Below are 20731 nucleotides of genomic sequence, written 5' to 3'. Positions count from 1 at the left end.
CTCAGGAGCAATTCAAATTGGGATTCCTAGCCGGTAAAAAAATTCTCATCACGGGCCTGCTGTCAAACCGTTCCATCGCCTACGGCATCGCAAAAGCCTGCCATGCACAGGGTGCTGAACTGGCCTTCACCTACCAGACTGAGCGCTTCATTGACCGGGTTACCGACATGGCCGCCGAGTTTGATTCCAAGTTGGTATTCCCGCTGGATGTGGCTGAAGACACCCAAATTGAAAGCCTGTTCACCGAACTGGCCAAGCACTGGGATGGGCTGGACGGCCTGGTGCACGCCATTGGTTTTGCTCCACGTGAAGCGATTGCAGGTGATTTCCTGGAAGGAATTTCCCGTGAAGCATTCCGCATTGCACACGATATTTCTGCATACAGCTTCCCTGCGTTGGCCAAGGCAGCCTACCCGATGATGCAGGGCCGTGAAGGCGCGCTGCTGACACTGAGTTACCTCGGTTCTGTGCGTATGGTACCCAACTACAACACCATGGGCTTGGCCAAGGCATCGCTTGAAGCCTCCGTGCGCTACCTGGCCGAATCACTGGGCCCAAAAGGTATTCGGGTCAACGGCATTTCCGCAGGCCCCATCAAAACCCTGGCAGCTGCGGGCATCAAGGGGTTCAGCAAGATTTTGCATGCCGTTGAAGAAGCAGCACCACTGCGCCGAAATGTGACCATTGATGATGTGGGCAACACAGCCGCCTTCATGTTGTCCGATTTGGCACGCGGAATTACCGCTGAAATTACGTATGTCGACGCGGGCTACAGCACCGTGGTGGGCGGCATGGCAGAATAAGGACTCTGTTCCATAAACGTTTCACCACAAGGCGGTATTCGGGTGAACCCACAGCAAGCAAATCAAACAACCCTCACACTGGTGGGGGTTTCCAAAACACTCGGTGGCGTAAAACTGTTCACCGGGGTGAATCTCCAGTTGCACAAGGGGCAGTCTCTGGCTGTTGTGGGTGAATCAGGGTCTGGAAAGTCCACCCTGCTTCACCTGATGGCTGGCCTGGACCAGCCAGACAGCGGCGAGGTGTTCTGGGCAGGAAAGGCGATTCAACACCTGAACAGCAATGCCATTGCGGCCATGCGCCTGCAACACATCGGCCTTGTGTTCCAAGCCTATTACCTGATGCCACACCTCACGGCACAACAAAACATTGAGTTGCCATTTTTACTGGCCAACAAGAAACCAGACACCCAACGTTGCAAACATTTGCTGGAACAGGTTGGCATGGCGCACAAGGCAGCAAGCTTTCCACGGGAAATGTCGGGTGGCGAACAACAACGGGTGGCCATTGCAAGGGCATTGGCGTTGAACCCACCCTTGATACTGGCCGACGAACCCACGGGAAACCTGGATGAAGACAATGCCGAACGCGTGCTGCAGGTGTTGCTGACGGCATGCAGTGCTCAAGGTTGCTCGCTGGTCATGGTGACCCACTCAGCCAAAGCGGCCAGCCACTTGAACCACGTGCTGAATTTGACCGATCACCAACTGGCGGAACTGCAACCGGCGAACAAGGCTTAAAGCATGCACCTGTTATCCAAATGCTTACCAGGCCTGTACCCCGCCTTGCTGCTGAAGCTGCAGCTGTTTTCAGGCGCCCTGCGGGATCAACCCGTGAAATGGCTGATCGCCACCCTGTCTATCGCTGTGGGTGTCGGTTTGGGCTTCGCAGTGCATTTGATCCACAAACAGGCACTGGACCAGTTCAACAACGGGGTACGCCAGTTCTCAGGGCAAGCCGATTTGCAATTGCTGCCGCACAGCAACCTTCTGCCTGAAACGGTATTGGATACCTTGGTGACGCTGCCCGAAGTAGCCGTGGCCTCGCCGGTGATTGACTTGCAAGTTACCGTGGATGGTTTTGACAAACCGGTTCGATGGCTGGGTCTTGACGTATTCACCGCCGCTGCGGTGACACCCAACTTCATTGGTCAAGCTGACACAAAGGCACAAGAGGAAGCCACACAGGGCGATATTCCTCTACTGAACAGCAGCAATGTGTTTACAAGCCCGGCCTTGCGTGAACAACTCCCGGGAGGAAGCGTCAACTTAAGTACCCTCCACAACAGCCAGGCTCAGCAATGGAAAATCGCAGGTAGCGTACCTGCAGCGGGTACTGGCCAACTGCTGGCCGTTGCAGACATTGCTGCCGTTCAATGGCGTCTTGGTACCTTGGGCCAGATCTCCCGCGTGGACTTGAAACTTCAGGAAGGTACAAGCCCGGCTGCATTCCAGGCCAGATACGCCACCCAATTCAAGGCATTGGGCCGGCTGGAAACGCCCAGTGAACAAGGCACACGCGGGGCCAGTGTGTCACAGGCTTACCGCGCAAACCTTTCCATTCTGGCCATGGTGGCCTTGCTGACAGGCGGTTTCCTTACCTTTTCAACGCAAATGCTGGCGGTTGCGCAGCGTTCACGCCAGTGGGCCCTTCTGGCAGCATTGGGCGCTCGTGCATCGTCGTTGCGCACGCAGGTTCTGTTCGAATCCATGTGCTGTGGGGTTGTAGGTGGCACGCTGGGCGTGGCCATGGGTTGGGGGCTGGCCACGGCTGTGGTGCACACCCTGGGTGTGGATCTGGGTGCAGGATACTTTCAGGCTGCGCAGGATGGCGTTCCCTTGACCGTGGTGGATGCATTGCTGTTTGGTGGATTCGGCGTTCTTGCAACCTTGCTGGGTGGCTTGTCACCGGCTTTTCAAACCGGGCAAATGGCCTTGCACCAACGGCTGCGAGCAGGCACGGAAGAAGCGGGCCTGCAGTTTGCAAACAAAGCCCATTGGCTTGGCATGGTGCTGTGCTTGTTGGCTGTGGCCTGCTTGTGGATTCCACCTTACGGCAACATTCCCGTAGGCGGTTACCTGGCTGTGGCATTCGGGCTGTTTGGTGGCATCGCGATGATTGGCCTCGTGGTGCGGGCCTTGATTCGTCCGCCTGCACAGTTGGCGGCATTGGCAGACCTGGCCAAATCAAGGCTGGCCAGCACCCCCAATTTGCTGGCAGTCGGCCTTTCCGGCGTAGTGGCCAGCTTCGCACTGGTTGTGGCCATGCACGTGATGATCTACAGCTTTCGCTTTTCACTGGACAACTGGCTGACCCAGGTACTGCCTGCACCTCTGTATGTGAAGTTGAACAACGCCACCATTCCAGCTTTTCCCGATGACTTTCAAAGTGCCGTTGCGGCCTTGCCGGGCGTCGACCTGCTTGAATTCTGGGGACAGCAATCGATCGTGCTGGACCCAAAACGCCCTGCTGTTGAATTGATCGCCCGCCCTGTTTCGCTGGAAGCCGCGGCGCAACGCCTGCCCATGACAGGCAACACGCTGGATGTGCCAAACACGGGCACGCTGCCGGTGTGGGTCAGCGAACCAATGACGGACCTGTATGGCCTGAAAGCGGGCAGCGTGTTTGAACTTCAGCTGGATCAAGGCAAGCGTGTACCTGCGACTGTGATGGGTGTGTGGCGAGACTACACCCGCCAGCATGGTGCCATTGTGCTGCCCAAAGCAGAACTGCTTGAACAATTCGGAATCCAGTTCAAAGACACGCAAGGTGCAGTTTGGCCCGCGAGCGGGGTATCAGTTCAAGATATGGTGTTGCGTATTCAGCAGGCCAGCAGCAACACCCCATTGGATGGGAAAATTGACTTTGCTGAACCGGGTGAAATTCGCCAGTTGAGCCTGGATATTTTTGACCGAAGTTTTGCAGTCACTTACCTGCTTGAAATTGCCGCCGTGGTCATTGGCCTGTTTGGCGTGGGTACCACCTTCTCGGCCATGGCCTTGCAGCGCAAGCGTGAATTTGCCTTGCTCGGCGCCATGGGTGCAAGCCCAAGCTGGATGCTCAGGCTGATTGCCCGTGAGGCCTTGATCGCATCCGCCGTGGCTGCGCTGGTGGGGCTGATAATTGGGCTGGCCTTTGCAGCCATTCTGATTTTCGTAGTCAACCCGCAATCCTTTCACTGGACCATGGAATGGTTCACCCCATGGCGAGACCTGTTCATCATGGTGGCAGTGCTGATCGCAATGAGCAGCGCGACCGTGACCCTTTCCCTGCGCAATACATTGAACACACAACTGGTGAACCAATTGAAAGAGGACTGGGCATGAAGCGGCGCAACATTCTGAAAGCGGGCCTGGGCCTGCCTGTTGCGTTGCCTCTGTCGGGATGGTCTGGCATTGCAAGGGCAGCACAACCAGCAAACACTGTAACCCGTCAATACGCGCAACCCACGCCAGAAGTACTTCCTGCCTTGCCCCGAGACCACGGCCCGCACCCGGATTTTCGAACAGAATGGTGGTACTTCACAGGTTGGTTTGACAGCCCTGCATTGAACAAACCGCTGGGCGTACAAATTACATTTTTCCGTTCGGCCCCGAATGTTAGCACTGACAACCCCAGCGCTTTTGCACCGACACAGTTGCTGTTCGCACATGCTGCAGTGGCTTTACCCGAAAAGGGCAAACTGGAGCACACGCAAATCATTCGGCGTGCTGGCACAGGGGGCAGCACAATCAAAGGCAATGCTCAGGAAGTGTTGAATATTCAAATGCCCGGCTGGAATTTGAACAGCGCCCAAGGCGATGCATGGGAATGTACAGTTCAAACGCCCCAACTGGCCTTGAACCTGCGGATGGAGCAGACTCAAACGCCATGGTTACAAGGACGCAACGGGTTTTCACAAAAGGGACCATTGCCGGCACAATCAAGCTACTACATCACATTGCCGCACATGAAAAGCAGCGGCACGATACGGCTGGATGGCAAGAACATACCCGTCACTGGCAGGTTCTGGATGGACCATGAATGGTCCAGCACAGTGCTGGCGCCCAATGCCCAGGGCTGGGACTGGGTGGGCCTGCATGGCGATCAAGGTGAAGCGCTGATGGCCTTTCAAATTCGCGACCGCGACCCCTCCAAGGGTGCAGTGTGGACCCACGCTGCCCTCCGCAATGCCGATGGCACCGTGCGCGAATTCAAGCAGGTGAAATTTGAGGTAATGCGCCGGTGGAAATCCACCAGAACAGGCATTGAATACCCGGTTGAGCAGCAACTTGTTCTGGATGGACAGGCATTCAGCCTGGCCCCCCTTTTTGACGACCAGGAACTGGATGCCCGCGCCAGCACTGGCACCTTGTACTGGGAAGGTGCAGTGCGTGTCAAAAGCGCGGGCGGATCGCCCTGGGGCAAGGGCTATCTTGAAATGACGGGGTATGATCGCCCCATGCAACTTTAAGCAGTACCCACTGAACTCATGAGCCAAACCAACAAGATTCAAACCCTCGGTTCCACCTTGGGCTCCCTGGTCAAACCCCACAGGACCTGGGCCCTTGCCGCCTTGGGTGCCCTGCTGCTGGGGTCGGCCATGTCGCTGACCATGCCGGTAATGTTTCGCTGGCTGATTGACAGCGGGTTTCTGGCTGGCGAGAACCCCGAGGGATTGAACAGCGCATTTGGCTACCTCTTGGTGCTTGTGTTTGTGCTGGCCATGGCCAGTGCCGTGCGTTTTTACCTGGTGACCACGCTTGGGGAACGTATTTCCGCCGACTTGCGCAACCGGGTTTACAGCCATTTGCTGGTGCAACGGCCGGAATTTTTTGAAACCCTGAAAGTGGGTGAAGTGTTGTCGCGCCTCACTGCCGATACCACGCTGATTCAAACCTTGATTGGCAGCAGCCTTTCCTTTTTCCTGCGCAACAGCCTGACCACCCTGGGTGGTCTGGTGATGTTGCTACTGACCAGCCCCCTGCTTTCAGGTGCTGTGCTGTTGCTGGTTTTGGTGGTTATGGTGCCGGTGGTCATTCTGGCGCGCCGGGTTCGTAAACTGTCGCGGGCCAGCCAGGACAAGCTGGCCGACAGCAGCGCCATTGCACAGGAAGTGTTGAACCAAATCACTACTGTTCAAGCCTTCAACCAGGAACACACCGAAGCAGCAAAATTCACCACATCCAGTGAACAAACCTATCGAACAGCACGCCGGCGAACCATCAACCGGTCCGCCTTGTTGTTTGTCGCGATTGGTTTGGCGTTTGCTGGCCTGGTGGCCGTGCTGTGGATGGGCGCCAAGGCAGTGGCCAGCGGTGAAATGAGTGCCGGTGAACTGGCACAGTTCGTAATGTATGCCGCCTTTGTGGGCGCAGGGTTTGCAGCCCTTTCCGAGGTACTCGGGGAATTTCAGCGCGCTGCAGGTGCAGCGGAGCGCCTGATCGAACTGTTGAACCTGGACACCACCATCCACAAGCAAGGCCTGCCAGCCCCCGCGAAACAAGGTGGCTTCCTGATTGAATTCAAGCACGTGGATTTTGCCTATCCTTCCGCGCCTGAGAAATTCGTGCTGGAAAATTTCAACCTCAGTATTCAGCGTGGAGAAACGCTGGCAGTTGTAGGCCCCTCCGGTGCGGGCAAGTCCACCTTGTTCAGCCTGTTGCTGCGCTGGTATGACGTGAATCAGGGTCAAGTTTTGATTGAAGGACAGGCGCTGGAAAGCCTTGACCTTGAACAATGGCGCGCCAATTGTGCCTACGTGGCTCAGGAAGCGGTGATTTTTTCCGGCAGCCTCAAAGACAACGTGCGCTACAGCAAACCCGACGCCACAGCCGAAGAAATCGACAAGGCAATGGCTGATGCAGCGGCCACACAATTTGTGCGCCGCATGCCTGATGGCCTGGACACCTCGGTGGGTGAAAAAGGCGTGCGCTTGAGCGGTGGCGAACGCCAGCGCGTATCCATTGCCCGTGCTGTGCTGCGCGATGCAGGCCTGCTGCTGCTGGATGAAGCCACAGCCAGCTTGGACGCTGAAAGCGAACAACTGGTACAACAGGCCATCGAGAAAAGCCGCCATGGGCGAACCACCCTGATTATTGCGCACCGCCTGGCCACCGTGATGGCAGCTGACCGGATCGTCGTGATGAACGAAGGCAAGATCGTTGAAATGGGCACCCACAAAGACCTGATGGCGAAACAGGGTTTGTATGCGAAGCTGGCCTCGCTTCAATTCATTGATGAGAATGCGCAGAAGTTAATGGCGAATGTGGCGAACTGAACCAACATTTCACCGCGTTTGAATCAAACTCTGTGCTTGAGCCAAAATTCGCACTTGAACCAAACTTTCAGTGTCGCCGCTGACCGAAAACTTGGCATCTCGACTTGGTCGCTTGAGCCATCACTAAGCCCGACCCGACAAAAAATCGTGGTCGGGTCTGGCTTTCGCTGACGCGAACGTTTGGCCCTGCACGCCAAGCCGGCAAGTTTTCTGATTGGTCAGCAAGCGAGCACTTGGAAGTTTGGTTCTGCGCAAGTCCGGTTCTACGCAAAGTTCGGTTCTGCACGAAGTCCAGTTCTGGAGCACTGCCTGCTACCTGCGAACAAGGTTGCCCAAGCGTTCAACGCGATGTTCTCCACACCTCACTGTTGCACTGCCCGAGCAGTCACTGCGGCGTTCCGGCCACCTCGGCAGCGAGGTTTTCAGTCGCTTCGCCATTCAAGAAAACCTGCCCGTTTGAATTCACATGCAACGTTTGAATTCACATGCAACGTTCGGCTGCAAGCCGACACCGAGACTCGGCCATGTTTTTTGCCGAGTCTCGGTGAGTTAGTGTGAACTTCAAAAGGGAATGACAGGTTTTCTGGCGAGCGATTGGAATTCGCGCCGAGGTGGCAAAAGTGTCCACCTGACTGTCAAATCAGCAATTGGAATTAGGTTTGGGCAGAGGTGGGTAACGCTGCCAGTTCAGTCAAGGTAAACTGAAGGGCTAATCGAATGACGAATTTACGCGAATTGACACCATGCAACAGTACCTTGACTTGATGCAGCATGTGCTGGACCACGGCACCGAAAAAATGGACCGCACCGGCACGGGCACGCGTTCCGTGTTTGGTTACCAGATGCGCTTCAATCTGCAAGACGGCTTTCCCATGGTGACCACCAAGAAACTGCACACCCGCTCGATTATTCACGAGTTGCTGTGGTTCCTGATGGGTGACAGCAACATTCGCTACCTCAAGGAAAACGGTGTCAGCATCTGGGATGAATGGGCCGATGAAAACGGCAACCTGGGCCCGGTGTATGGTGTGCAATGGCGCAGTTGGCCCACGGCAGATGGCCGTCACATCGACCAGATCAGTCAGTTGGTCGAGCAAATCAAAACCAACCCCGATTCCCGCCGCCACATTGTGAGCGCCTGGAACGTGGCTGAAATCAACAACATGAAGTTGCCGCCCTGCCATGCCCTGTTTCAGTTCTACGTGGCCGAGGGCAAGCTGAGTTGCCAGCTTTACCAACGCAGTGCCGATATTTTTCTTGGTGTGCCCTTCAATATCGCAAGTTATGCCCTGTTGACACACATGGTGGCGCAGCAATGCAATTTGGAGGTCGGGGACTTTGTCTGGACGGGTGGCGACTGCCATTTGTACAGCAATCACATGGAACAGGTGGCGGAGCAGCTCAGCCGCAAACCATACCCCTTGCCCACCTTGAGCATCAAGCGCAAACCGGCAAGCCTTTTTGAATACACCTTCGACGATTTTGAAATTCTGAATTACACCTGCCACCCGCACATCAAAGCACCCGTGGCCGTCTAAGCGCATGAAAGTAACCATTGTGGCTGCCGTGGCCCAGAACGGAATTATTGGAATCGACAACCGCCTGCCTTGGCACTTACCCGAGGACCTGGCCTTTTTCAAGCAAACCACGCTTGGTTGCCCAGTACTCATGGGTCGAAAAACCTATGAATCAATCAATCGCCCCTTACCAGGCCGCTTGAACGTGGTGCTCAGCAGTGACCCAAGCTGGCAACCCGCTCCGGCAAAAGACGGCACACCCAGAAGCCTGATCGCCTATCCGGCTGAATTGCCTGCTGGCAGTACTACTCAAATTGCAAGTGCCACCAATCTGCCAAATGCCTTGAGCTGGCTCAACGGCTTCGATCAGGTTTTTTTGATTGGCGGCAGCAACCTCTATCAGCAGGCGCTGGACCAGAACCTTGTGGATGAACTGATCCTGACCGAAATTCACGAAAGCTTTGACGGCGACGCAAGTTTTCCTGACTGGGACCGCACGCGTTTCATTGAAGTGGGACGAACTGTCAATCCAGCGAGCGCCGAGCGCACATGGGGTTTTGATTTTGTAAAATACGCCCGAGTCAATGTGGCAACCAACACTGCAATTTAAGGAGTTTTAAAATGGCACGTACAGTCAATTGCGTCAAACTGGGCAAGGAAGCGGAAGGCCTGGACTTCCCGCCAGCACCGGGTGAACTGGGAAAAAAGATTTTCGAGAACGTGTCCAAGCAAGCCTGGCAAGACTGGTTGAAACACCAAACCATGTTGGTAAATGAAAACCGACTGAGCCTGGCAGACGCGCGCGCTCGCAAATACCTGATGGAACAAATGGACAAGCACTTCTTTGGTGACGGTGCTGAGCAAGCCGCAGGTTACGTGCCACCAAGCAACTGATTTTGTTGCGAACATTGCCTCTGGCCAAGCAGCCAAACGGCATGTGACGGAATGACAGAAATTGAAAAGCCCCTTTTTCAGGGGCTTTTCTTATTGCGGACACCGTTGCATACTAAGCCTGTTTAGCGGAGGTTTTGGCATGGACAACTTCCAGAGCAGCGTGCTGTTTCGTTATTTCTTTTTCCAGTGGCTGTTTCACGACGCCAATGTCAACGAGTTGTATCAGCGAGCTGCTGCCATTGCGCACAACAAGGCCCAACGCCATTACCTGCTTATCTACCTTAGAAGATGGATCGCGCTGACTATGCTCATGCTTTTTTTGGGCATCATGCTAGAACAAATGTATGCACTTGCCTGTGTGTTCTTCTACACCACCGCAGCGCTGTGTGCATGCACAATTTGCAACATTGCGGTGGCTTGGGTTTTTCTGGGCCAGAAAAACCTGTAGATCAGTTGCCTGAAGCTTCCTGTGCAACAACGTCAGGGCCTTGGTGACGCACATCACGCCCCTTGACCATGTAAACCACGTGCTCTGACATGTTCTTGGAGTGGTCACCAATGCGCTCAATTGCCTTGGCAATGAACAGAATCTCGATTGAGCGGGAAATGGTGCGCGGGTCTTCCATCATGAAGGTGATCAACTGGCGCAGAATTGCCTTGAATTCGTCATCCACCTCAATGTCAGCCTTGACCACTTCGGCAGCTGAAACAGCGTTCACGCGCGCATAGGAATCCAGCACCTTGCGCAACATGGCAATGGCGTTGCTCGCAATTCGGTGCAAATCTACCTTGGGAACAAAATGCTTGCCAGCGTCGGCAATCATCATCCCCATGCGAGCGACTTTTTCAGCCTCGTCGCCGATGCGCTCAAGATCACGAATCATCTTGATGGCCACAATCACCGAACGCAAATCAACAGCGGCGGGTTGGCGACGAGCCAGAATGTGGTTGCACAGTTCGTCGATTTCCAGCTCGATCTGGTTGACTTCCTGCTCGCGGCGGATCACTTCCTTGAAAATATTGGTATCAGGGGCGCCCAGACCTTCGATGGCTGACACGATTTGATTCTCCACCAATCCACCCATCTGTAGAACACGGGTGCGCAGTGACTCCAGTTCTGCGTCGTACTGTTTGGAGGTGTGTTCAGTCATTTGTCTTCCTTAAGCTGATATTTGTTGTAACAATGCAATGTGACACAGACACATGACAGAAATTTGTCAAAGCTGGTGAATTCTCAACTTTATTCTGCCATGTTCTTTGACGCTCTTCAGGGCTTCTTTTCGCCGATTCCCCCATTAGAGGGTTTTAATGCCGTCCGCTGTCGCAATTAACACCACATCTGCCCGTCGAATGGCGAAAAGTCCATTGGTGACCACCCCTGGCCAGTGATTAATGACTTTTTCCATGGCCACAGGGTCGGTAATTTTCAACCCTGAAACATCAAGAATGGCATTGCCATTGTCAGTGGTGAAGCCTTCACGCAATCTCACGTGGCCACCCAGTGCGGTCAATTTGCGCGCAATTGCATTGCGCGCCATGGGCAACACTTCAACCGGCAAGGGAAATGCACCCAGCACCTGCACCAGTTTCGATTGGTCGGCAATGCAGACAAACTTTTCGGAAATGTCAGCCACGATTTTCTCTCGAGTGTTGGCGCCACCGCCACCCTTGATCAGGCAATTGACAGGATCCACTTCATCTGCGCCATCCACGTACACAGACAGACTTTCAACGTCATTCATGTCGACGATTGGCACACCAATTTCACGCAGCTTTTTCTCAGACCGCACGGAAGACGACACCGCGCCTTTGAGCTGGATACCTGACTCGGCCAAGGCATCAATAAAACAGTCCACGGTAGAACCTGTACCCACGCCCAGAACCGTGCCTGGCTGAACATACTCAAGTGCAGCCTTGGCCACCATTTTTTTTAAACTTAAAGCATCCATGAATGGGTCAATGTCCTGTTGGGTGAATTGCAAGCCTTTCCATTTTAAAGGCAGTTTGTCCGAATGCCCTGCGGCAATGCCGAAAAGAAAAAACCAACTGCACGCAGTTGGCTTTTCAGAAAAACTAATGCGATACAACAAGGGTCTACTTTTTCTTTTGCGCAGGCAAATCGGTACAAACACCTTTATAAACTTCTGCAGCCATGCCCACACTTTCACACAAGGTTGGGTGTGGGTGAATGGTTTTGCCAATGTCAACCGCGTCTGCACCCATTTCCACGGCCAAACAAACCTCGCCGATCAAGTCGCCGGCATTCATGCCGACAATGCCGCCGCCGACAATGCGTTTGGTTTCTTCATCAAACAACAGTTTGGTGAAACCATCGTCTGCGTTGTTGGCAATGGCACGGCCAGAAGCAGCCCAAGGGAATACGGCTTTACCCACTTTGATGCCCTGGTCTTTGGCCTGGTCTTCAGTCAAGCCGACCCAAGCCACTTCGGGGTGTGTGTAAGCCACACTTGGAATAACCCGCGCGTCGAAATAAGCTTTTTCATCTGCCGCAGCTTCAGCAGCCACGTGGGCTTCGTGAACGGCCTTGTGAGCCAACATGGGTTGGCCTACTACGTCACCAATGGCAAATATATTGGATACATTGGTGCGCATTTGCTTGTCCACAGGAATGAAACCGCGGTCGGTTACAGCGACACCTGCTTTGTCAGCCCCGATTTTCTTGCCGTTGGGCGTGCGGCCCACAGACACCAGCACCATGTCATACAACTGTGGTTCCTTGGGTGCCTGTTCACCTTCGAAAGTCACCAAAATGCCTTTCTTGGTGGCTTCCACACCCACGGTCTTGGTTTTCATCAGGATGTTGTCGAAGCGCGGCGCATTACGCTTTTGCCAAACCTTGACCAAGTCGCGATCAGCGCCCTGCATCAAGCCGTCCAACATTTCCACCACGTCCAGACGTGCACCCAGGGCTGAATAAACCGTGGCCATCTCCAGGCCAATGATGCCACCACCAATAATCAGCATGCGCTTGGGGATGAACGGCAATTCAAGTGCGCCGGTGGAATCCACAATGCGTGGGTCTTCTGGAATAAAGGGCAAATGCACGGGCTGTGAACCCGCCGCAATAATCGCCTTGTTGAACTGCACCACCTGTTTGCTGCCATCCGTTGCCACCACCTCAAGATGATTTGCACCGACAAAGCTGCCCACGCCCTGCACCACTTTCACCTTACGGCCTTTGGCCATGCCAGCCAGGCCACCGGTGAGCTTGCCCACTACACCTTCCTTGTGGGCACGCAGTTTGTCCAGATCAATTTTCGGCTGCGCAAAAGCAATGCCATGGTCGCCCATGTGTTGCGCTTCTTCCAGAACCTGCGCGGTGTGCAACAGGGCTTTGGATGGAATACAGCCCACATTCAGGCATACACCGCCCAAGGTGGGGTAACGTTCAACCAACACAACGTTCATTCCCAAATCGGCACTGCGGAAGGCGGCAGAATAGCCGCCAGGGCCTGCGCCCAACACCACGACATCACAAGTGTGATCCACCTGACCGCTGTAGCTGCTGGCTGGGCCTGCAGACACCGCTGACACCGCCGGTGCACTGCTTGCTGGCGCGGAAGGCTTGGTTTCACTTGCGGCTGCGGGTTTGGTCTCAGCCACTGCTGCTGCCGGTGCGGCAGCAGACTCAGTTGACGACGAACCACCAGGAGTGATTTCACAAATTTCGCTGCCCTTGGACACCTTGTCGCCCACCTTGACCAACAGCTTCGTCACCACGCCATCATCAGAGGCAGGAATTTCCATGCTGGCCTTGTCGGACTCCACGGTAATCAAGGATTGCTCTTTACTGACTTTGTCGCCTTCCTTGATCAACACTTCAATGATTTCCACGGTGTCGAAGTCACCAATATCCGGAACGATCAATTTCATGTGTTCGCCCCCTTAAAGCAGAACTTTGCGCATGTCGGCCAACACGCCAGCAAGCTCAGTGGTGAATCGGGCCGCCATGGCACCGTCGATGACTCGGTGGTCATAACTCAGGCTAAGCGGCAACATCAAGCGGGGCTCAAACTCCTTGCCGTTCCAGACCGGTTTCATGGCCGATTTCGACAAACCCAGAATAGCCACTTCCGGCGCATTGATGATTGGTGTGAACAAGGTTCCACCCACCCCACCGAGTGAGGACACTGTAAATGTAGCGCCTTGCATGTCAGCGCCTTTCAACTTGCCGTCACGCGCCTGTGCTGACAATTCGCCCAGTTCATTGGCAATTTGTGAAAAGCCTTTCTGGTCCACACCCTTGATGACGGGTACAACCAAGCCGTTGGGCGTGTCTGCCGCAAAACCGATATTCCAGTACTTCTTCAGAATCAACTTGTCGCCCTCTTCGCTCAAAGACGCGTTGAAAGCGGGGTATTTTTTGAGCACTGCAACGCAGGCTTTCATGACGAAAGCAAGCATCGTCAGCTTGACACCCTGCTTGGCCAGTGCGGCATTGGTGTCTTTGCGGAATTGCTCCAGGTCGGTAATGTCGGCTTCGTCGAACTGCGTGACGTGCGGAATCATGACCCAATTGCGGTGCAGGTTGGGGCCTGACAATTTCTTTATGCGGGAAAGGTCTTGTTCTTCAATTTCACCAAACTTGGTGAAATCAATTTTTGGCCAAGGCAGCAGATCAAGGCCCACGCCACTGCCGCCTTTGGCAGTACTTGAAGAACTTGAACCCACGCCTGCCACTGCGGCTTTTACAAAATTGCGTACGTCGTCAGGTGTAATTCGACCTTTGGGACCTGTACCAGCAACCATGCCCAGGTTGACACCCAACTCACGCGCAAACTTGCGCACCGAAGGGCTTGCATGCGGTGCATTTGTTGTCGCCTTGGTGGGGTCGTGTGCTTCTGCGGGTACAACTGCTTTTGGCGTTTCAGCGGCCTTGGGCTGTTCTGCCTTGGGTGCTTCAACCTTGGGCACATCCGCTTTTGCTTCTGGCGCAGCGGGTTCGGCCTTGGCTGCCGGTTCCGCCTTCGCGGCGGTTGCACCACTTTCAGCCGGTTCCAGAATCAGCATCAAGGTGCCTTGCGCCACCTTGTCACCGATTTTCAATTTCATTTCTTTCACCACACCGGCTTGCGGGCACGGAATTTCCATGCTGGCTTTGTCCGATTCAACTGTGATGATGGATTGCTCCGCCGCAACAGTGTCACCTGCCTTCACCAGCACTTCAATAATTTCCACCCCGTCAAAATCACCAATGTCGGGTACCTTGATTTCGATTGTCATGTCGCTCGTCCTTTTCTTGTGCGCTGCCAGTTATGCGTAAGCTGGGTTGGGCTTGTTGGGGTTGATGCCATATTTCTTGATTGCTTCACCCACGATGCTCAGCGGGATATCGCCCTGATCGGCCAGGGCCTTCAGTGCAGCAACAGTGACGAAATGGCGGTTCACCTCAAAATGCTCGCGCAGTTTGGAACGGAAATCGGAGCGACCAAAACCGTCGGTGCCCAATACCTTGTATTCACGGCCTTTGGGCATGAAGGGGCGAATCTGGTCGGCAAACAACTTCATGTAATCGGTTGAAGCCACAATCGGGCCTTCGGTTTTCGACAGCAGGGTTTCCACATAGCTGGGCTTGGACTTTTGCTCGGGGTGCAGCATGTTTTCACGTTCTACATCCAGACCTTCGCGGCGCAGTTCGGTGAAACTGGTCACTGACCACACATCGGCTGCAACGCCCCAGTCTTTTTCAAGCAACTCGGCCGCTTCAAGCGATTCGCGCAAAATCGTGCCGGAACCCAGCAACTGCACTCGCTTTTTGCCTGCCTTTTTCAAAGCTGATTCACGGCATACATACATGCCCTTGATGATGCCTTCCTCTGTGCCTTTTTTCAGGCCAGGCTGGGCGTAGTTTTCGTTCATCACGGTGAGGTAATAGAACACGTTTTCCTGATCTTCCACCATGCGTTTCAAGCCATGCTGAATGATCACGGCCAGTTCATGCGCAAACGTAGGGTCGTAGCTGACGCAGTTCGGAATGGTTGAAGACAGAATATGGCTGTGGCCATCTTCGTGCTGCAAGCCTTCGCCGTTCAATGTGGTGCGCCCGGCGGTACCGCCCAGCAGGAAACCACGCGCCTGCATGTCACCCGCAGCCCAGGCCAAATCGCCCACGCGCTGGAAGCCGAACATGGAGTAATAGATGTAGAACGGAATCATTACCCGATTGTTGGTGGAATATGATGTGGCCGCTGCGATCCAGGAACTGAAAGCACCTGCTTCGTTAATGCCCTCTTCCAGAATCTGACCGGCTTTGTCCTCGCGGTAGTACATCACCTGATCTTTGTCGACTGGCTCGTACAACTGGCCTTGAGATGAGTAAATACCCAACTGGCGGAACATGCCTTCCATACCAAAAGTACGGGCTTCGTCGGGCACAATCGGCACAATGCGCTGGCCGAGTTCCTTGTCTCGCACCAGGGTGGTCAACACACGTACAAAGGCCTGGGTGGTAGAAATTTCACGGCCTTCCTTGGTGGGTTCAAGCACGGCTTCAAAAGCATCCAGACCAGGTACCTTCAGTTTTTCATCGGCCTCGCGGCGGCGCTTGGGCAGGTAACCGCCCAAAGCTTTGCGGCGTTCGTGCAGGTACTTGATTTCAGGTGAATCTTCGGCGGGCTTGTAGAAAGGCACATCATCGATGATGTCATCAGAAACCGGAATGTTGAAACGGTCGCGGAATTCCTTGATGGACTGAATGTCCAGCTTCTTTTGCTGGTGGGTGGTGTTCTTGCCCTGCCCAACCTTGCCCATGCCGAAACCTTTCACGGTTTTGGCCAGAATCACAGTGGGCTGACCTTCGTGTTTCATGGCTGCATCGTAGGCAGCGTGCACCTTGTGGGGGTCGTGGCCACCACGGTTCAAGCGCCAGATGTCTTCATCCGTCATGCGGGCAACCATTTCCAGCAGCTTGGGGTGCTTGCCAAAGAAATTTTTGCGAACATAAGCGCCGTCATTGGCCTTGCAGTTCTGGTATTCGCCATCCACCATTTCAAGCATGACCTTGCGCATCAAGCCGTCTTTATCACGCGCCAGCAATTCATCCCAGTAGCCGCCCCAAATCACTTTGAGCACGTTCCAGCCGGAACCACGGAATTCGCCTTCCAGTTCCTGAATGATTTTGCCGTTCCCACGCACCGGTCCATCCAGGCGCTGCAGGTTGCAGTTCACCACGAACACCAGGTTGTCGAGCTTTTCGCGCGCGGCCATGCCGATTGCACCCAGAGACTCGGGTTCGTCCATTTCGCCATCACCGCAGAATACCCAGACCTTGCGCTGTGACGTGTCACAAATACCGCGAGCGTGCAGGTACTTCAGGAAGCGCGCCTGGTAAATGCCCATCAATGGGCCCAAGCCCATGGACACGGTGGGGAATTGCCAGAAATCGGGCATCAGCTTGGGGTGCGGGTAACTTGAAAGGCCTTTGCCGTCCACTTCCTGGCGGAAATTGTTCAACTGGTCTTCTGTCAGGCGGCCTTCAAGGAAAGCGCGAGCATAAATACCGGGGGACACGTGGCCCTGGAGGTAAAGCAAATCGCCACCATGGTTTTCGTCTTCTGCATGCCAGAAATGATTGAAACCCACACCCAGCATGGTCGCCAGCGAAGCGAAGGACGCAATGTGGCCACCCAGATCGCCGCCATCAGGTGGGCTTTTCTTGTTGGCACGCACCACCATGGCCATGGCATTCCAGCGCATCCAGGAGCGCAGACGTTCTTCGTATTCCATGTTGCCGGGGCAACGGGTTTCCTGATGAACGGGGATGGTGTTGACGTATTCAGTGTTGGCAGAGAACGGAATGAAAGCACCACTCAAACGGGCTTTGGCAATAAGCTGTTCCAACAGGTAATGCGCACGTTCTGGGCCTTCACGCTCAAGTACGGCCTCCAGGGCATCAAGCCATTCTTGGGTTTCTTGGAAATCAGGATCGTCTGATCCGGGGAAATTGAGTTGCGCTGACATTGCTTCCTCCTGGGGTCTCTGGGTTTCTTATAAAGAAATACAAACTTTTGGCCGTATTTCCTGTTGAGATTAGAGTATCACACCTAATCCAGAAAGTTTCAAAATGTGAGTTGCGATTTCGTATCGTGGAATTTATAAGGATTTTCCCCAATCCCCTTAAAAGGCCTGACCGGTGCTGCTGCATGTTTTGTACACTGCTGTCATCATCTGGTTTTCGAGACAAATTCAACCGTGCGCCTGAGCGAACAACCCCGTACGAGCCCACTGGTTTGGGCTACCCCGCTGGTGGGTATCATCCTGTTCCTGTTGGCCATGGGAGCGTTTTTCTACACGCTTCACTCGGAAGACCAAAACCAGACCCAGTTGCGTGTAATCCGCGATGTCGAACTGGCGCGCCAAACCATCCGAACACGCCTGCTTTCAGCCCAGGAACGCTTGGGCCTGATTTCACGGGGGCTGGAGGAGAGCAGTGCTGACATGGACCGCTTTCGGGCCTCGTCTGCAGCCCTGATGAATGAATTTCAGGAAGTCAGCACGGTGCTGGTTGTGGACAATGAAAGGCGGGTCACGCACCTGTCACTGCCTGCCCTGCGATCTACAGAAATATTGCACCCGCTGTATGAAACCATTGAGGACGCTGAAAGTTACTGGGCCTTCAACACGGCCTCGGAAACACGCCTTCCGGTTTTCTCACGCCCTTTCCTGGGCCCCTCTGGCAAGGTGTACATAGAAATTCACAGTCCGATCATGTCGAAGGGTGAATTTCAGGGCACGGTTGCAGCCACTGTGCCGATGGCTTCCCTGTTGAATGATGCAGTGCCTGATTCATTTGTGCAGCTTTACCTGGTCAGCATTGTGGACGGGGGTGGCAACCCGGTGGCCTCCAACGTCAGTAGATCAATCGACAACGCCAAACTAAGTCACGAGGTGCCACTCGACCCACCCGGGCACGGCCTGAAGTTGCGGGCGGTGCTCTATAAAACCAATACGGAACTGTTCTCCAACATGTTGGCCTGGGCAGTTTTCGGACTGTCGCTGGTGATCGTGTGGAGTTTTGTTCTCTTGTTCCGGCATGCAAAGCTGCGCAGCCAGGCCGAGAAGCGGCTTCTTGCGGAAACCAAGTTCCGGCGCGCCATGGAAGACTCGGTGATTACCGGTATGCGTGCGATTGACATGCAAGGTCGCATTACCTACGTGAACCCGGCCTTTTGCCGGATGACGGGGTATCTGGAAACAGAACTGGTGGGTATGGCCCCGCCCTTCCCCTATTGGCCCGATCGGTCCTATGAAGAACAGCAAGCCAGCCTGGACCTGATTCTTTCAGGCAATGCACCCCAGAAAGGCATTGAAGTTCAGGTTCGCCGTCGGGATGGCAGCGTGTTCGATGCCCGCATGTATGTGTCACCGCTGGTGGACAGCGAAGGGCAGCAAAGCGGCTGGATGACCTCCATGACCGACATCACCGAACCCCGCCGGGTGCGCGATGAACTGGCCGCTGCTCACCGTCGCTTTGTACGCATTCTGGAAGAACTGGATGCGGCTGTGTGTGTCCAGGGTCCCGATGCCGGTGCCGATGAATATATTTTCGTGAACCGCCTGCACCGCGAATGGTTTGCAAGCGCCACCCCGCCCCGCATGTCCAAGAGTCGGCGTAACCGCGCCAACCAGTTTGAACCGTTTGAGTGGCTCAACACCAACTCGCAACGCTGGTACGAAGTTCGCCGCCGCTCGATTTCCTGGGTGGACGGGGTCACCGTGATCATGCAGGTGGCCACCGATATTTCTTCACGCAAGGAAGCGGAGAATATGTCGCGGCAGCAGCAGGAGAAATTGCAGTTCACCTCCCGTCTGATCACCCTTGGAGAACTGGCCTCCTCGCTGGCCCATGAGATCAACCAGCCACTGGCTGCCATCTCGAATTACAACATGGGGAGTGTCGCCCGGCTTAAATCGGGCAAAGTCAGCCCGGAAGAATTATTGCCTGTGCTGGAAAAAGTCAATGTGCAGGCCCAACGCGCAGGCGATGTGATTCGCCGCATTCGTGAATTCGTCAAACAACAGGAGCCCAAGCGTAGCCCCTGCCCAATTGGCAAAATCATTGAAGATGCGGTCAGTTTTTCTCAGCTGGACGCCAAACACCACATGGCACGCATTGAAATGGACATTCCCGATGCGCTGTTGTCGGTGTTGGCCGACCCCGTGCTGATTGAGCAAGTCTTGATGAACCTGATCAAAAACGGCTTCGAAGCCATGGGACATCTGATTGGCGACCAAAAGCATGTGGAGATTCGGGTCAGCCAGTCAGCCCAGTTTGCGCTGGTGGAGGTTCGAGACCACGGTGTGGGGGTGCCGGAAGAAATCCGTCAACGGCTGTTCGAGTCGTTTTTCACCACCAAATCTGACGGAATGGGCATGGGCTTGAATATCTGTCGTACTATTATTGAGTATCATCAAGGCCAATTGTGGGTAGAACCCGCGCAAGGCAGTGGCAGCGTGTTCAAGTTCACTTTGCCGCTGGCCGAAGAAGCGGCTTTGCCCGCGTGAACTGTTTTGTTATGGATGAAAGCCAATGCTGCACACGCAACCCCGACCCACAGAAATGCCCGAAACCGTGTTCATTGTGGATGACGACGAGGCGGTGCGGGACTCCCTGCAATGGCTGATCGAGACAGAAGGCTACCAGGTCAAGACTTTTGAGGACCCCGAACTGTTCCTGAGCCAACTGCAATGGCCCCAGCCTGGCGTGTTGTTGCTGGACATTCGCATGCCGAAAATGTCAGGCATAGAAGTACAGAAGATTCTTAACGAACGCGGAATTCCAATCCCTATCGTGTTCATTACCGGGCATGGCGACGTCACCCTGGCGGTGGAAACCATGAAAAACGGGGCCGTGGACTTTCTGGAAAAGCCGTTTGATGAAACCAAGATCAAGGAACTAATCCAACAGCACATGCAACTTGCACATGGTCTGGCACACGCCTCCAAGCTGGATGAACAGATCAACAAGCTCTACTCCAGATTGACCACGCGTGAATTGCAGGTGCTTGAGCGAATCGTATCAGGCAGGCTGAACAAGCAGATCGCCGACGACCTGAACATCAGCATCAAGACCGTGGAAGCCCACCGCGCCAACATCATGGACAAACTGCAAGTCACCACCGTGGCCGATCTGCTTAAAATCGCATTGAGAAAGTCACCGGAAATGGCCCAGTCTTAACCACCTTGCCTGACAGGGTCTGCACTGCAGGCCTTGTCGACCCCAACACCACCGAACACCCTC

General features: G+C 54.6%; 16 protein-coding genes. 11 read left to right on the top strand and 5 right to left on the bottom strand.

Annotation, left to right across the window (positions count from 1 at the left end; genetic code table 11):
* The first annotated feature begins 17 nt into the window (after positions 1-17).
* From fabI to RGQ30_RS06820, 9 genes are all read left to right on the top strand, one after another.
* Entirely contained in the window at positions 18-803 is a 786-nt protein-coding gene (gene fabI, locus RGQ30_RS06860; RefSeq protein WP_130556623.1) for an enoyl-ACP reductase FabI, read from the top strand.
* A 42-nt stretch (positions 804-845) separates the two neighbouring features.
* The gene (locus RGQ30_RS06855) at positions 846-1541 is read left to right on the top strand and encodes an ABC transporter ATP-binding protein (RefSeq protein WP_130556624.1); all 696 of its coding nucleotides are present in this window, start codon (positions 846-848) and stop codon (positions 1539-1541) included.
* Between the two features lie 3 nt (positions 1542-1544).
* Positions 1545-4127: an ABC transporter permease gene (locus tag RGQ30_RS06850; protein WP_130556625.1), complete on the top strand. Its 2583-nt coding sequence runs from the start codon at positions 1545-1547 to the stop codon at positions 4125-4127.
* Entirely contained in the window at positions 4124-5254 is a 1131-nt protein-coding gene (locus RGQ30_RS06845) for a lipocalin-like domain-containing protein (RefSeq protein WP_338284855.1), read from the top strand. The genes RGQ30_RS06850 and RGQ30_RS06845 overlap by 4 nt, the downstream gene beginning before the upstream one ends.
* Positions 5255-5272: 18 nt before the next feature.
* Positions 5273-7060 (top strand): ABC transporter transmembrane domain-containing protein, encoded by a 1788-nt coding sequence (locus RGQ30_RS06840; RefSeq protein ID WP_130556627.1) that lies wholly within the window; start codon positions 5273-5275, stop codon positions 7058-7060.
* Positions 7061-7803: 743 nt separating this feature from the next.
* Entirely contained in the window at positions 7804-8598 is a 795-nt protein-coding gene (locus RGQ30_RS06835; protein ID WP_130556628.1) for a thymidylate synthase, read from the top strand.
* A gap of 4 nt (positions 8599-8602) precedes the next feature.
* Complete coding sequence (locus tag RGQ30_RS06830; RefSeq protein ID WP_130556629.1) at positions 8603-9187, top strand: dihydrofolate reductase; 585 nt, start codon at positions 8603-8605, stop codon at positions 9185-9187.
* Positions 9188-9198: 11 nt separating this feature from the next.
* Complete coding sequence (locus RGQ30_RS06825; RefSeq protein WP_130556630.1) at positions 9199-9471, top strand: oxidative damage protection protein; 273 nt, start codon at positions 9199-9201, stop codon at positions 9469-9471.
* Positions 9472-9610: 139 nt separating this feature from the next.
* On the top strand, positions 9611-9919 hold the full coding sequence (locus RGQ30_RS06820) for a hypothetical protein (protein WP_130556631.1): 309 nt from the start codon (positions 9611-9613) through the stop codon (positions 9917-9919).
* 1 nt (position 9920) lies between these two features.
* On the opposite strand, the gene phoU is transcribed toward RGQ30_RS06820, so the two are convergent.
* From phoU to aceE, 5 genes are all read right to left on the bottom strand, one after another.
* The gene (phoU, locus tag RGQ30_RS06815; protein ID WP_130556632.1) at positions 9921-10622 is read right to left on the bottom strand and encodes a phosphate signaling complex protein PhoU; all 702 of its coding nucleotides are present in this window, start codon (positions 10620-10622) and stop codon (positions 9921-9923) included.
* A gap of 144 nt (positions 10623-10766) precedes the next feature.
* Entirely contained in the window at positions 10767-11420 is a 654-nt protein-coding gene (gene rpiA, locus RGQ30_RS06810) for a ribose-5-phosphate isomerase RpiA (RefSeq protein WP_130556994.1), read from the bottom strand.
* 145 nt (positions 11421-11565) lie between these two features.
* On the bottom strand, positions 11566-13365 hold the full coding sequence (lpdA, locus tag RGQ30_RS06805; protein WP_130556633.1) for a dihydrolipoyl dehydrogenase: 1800 nt from the start codon (positions 13363-13365) through the stop codon (positions 11566-11568).
* A 12-nt stretch (positions 13366-13377) separates the two neighbouring features.
* On the bottom strand, positions 13378-14715 hold the full coding sequence (gene aceF, locus RGQ30_RS06800; RefSeq protein WP_130556634.1) for a dihydrolipoyllysine-residue acetyltransferase: 1338 nt from the start codon (positions 14713-14715) through the stop codon (positions 13378-13380).
* A 30-nt stretch (positions 14716-14745) separates the two neighbouring features.
* The gene (aceE, locus tag RGQ30_RS06795; RefSeq protein WP_130556635.1) at positions 14746-17451 is read right to left on the bottom strand and encodes a pyruvate dehydrogenase (acetyl-transferring), homodimeric type; all 2706 of its coding nucleotides are present in this window, start codon (positions 17449-17451) and stop codon (positions 14746-14748) included.
* Between the two features lie 231 nt (positions 17452-17682).
* Between aceE and RGQ30_RS06790 the strand changes: the two genes are divergently transcribed.
* Complete coding sequence (locus RGQ30_RS06790) at positions 17683-19995, top strand: PAS domain-containing sensor histidine kinase (protein WP_130556636.1); 2313 nt, start codon at positions 17683-17685, stop codon at positions 19993-19995.
* A 25-nt stretch (positions 19996-20020) separates the two neighbouring features.
* Positions 20021-20668 carry a response regulator transcription factor gene (locus RGQ30_RS06785; RefSeq protein ID WP_298217358.1) on the top strand — a complete coding sequence of 216 codons (648 nt, stop codon included), beginning with the start codon at positions 20021-20023 and terminating at the stop codon, positions 20666-20668.
* Positions 20669-20731 lie beyond the last annotated feature (63 nt).

The sequence above is a fragment of the Limnobacter thiooxidans genome, from assembly GCF_036323495.1.
Classification (GTDB): domain Bacteria; phylum Pseudomonadota; class Gammaproteobacteria; order Burkholderiales; family Burkholderiaceae_B; genus Limnobacter; species Limnobacter thiooxidans.
The sequence above is the reverse complement of the archived record's forward strand: the minus strand, read 5'-3'. Positions and strand labels throughout refer to the sequence as shown.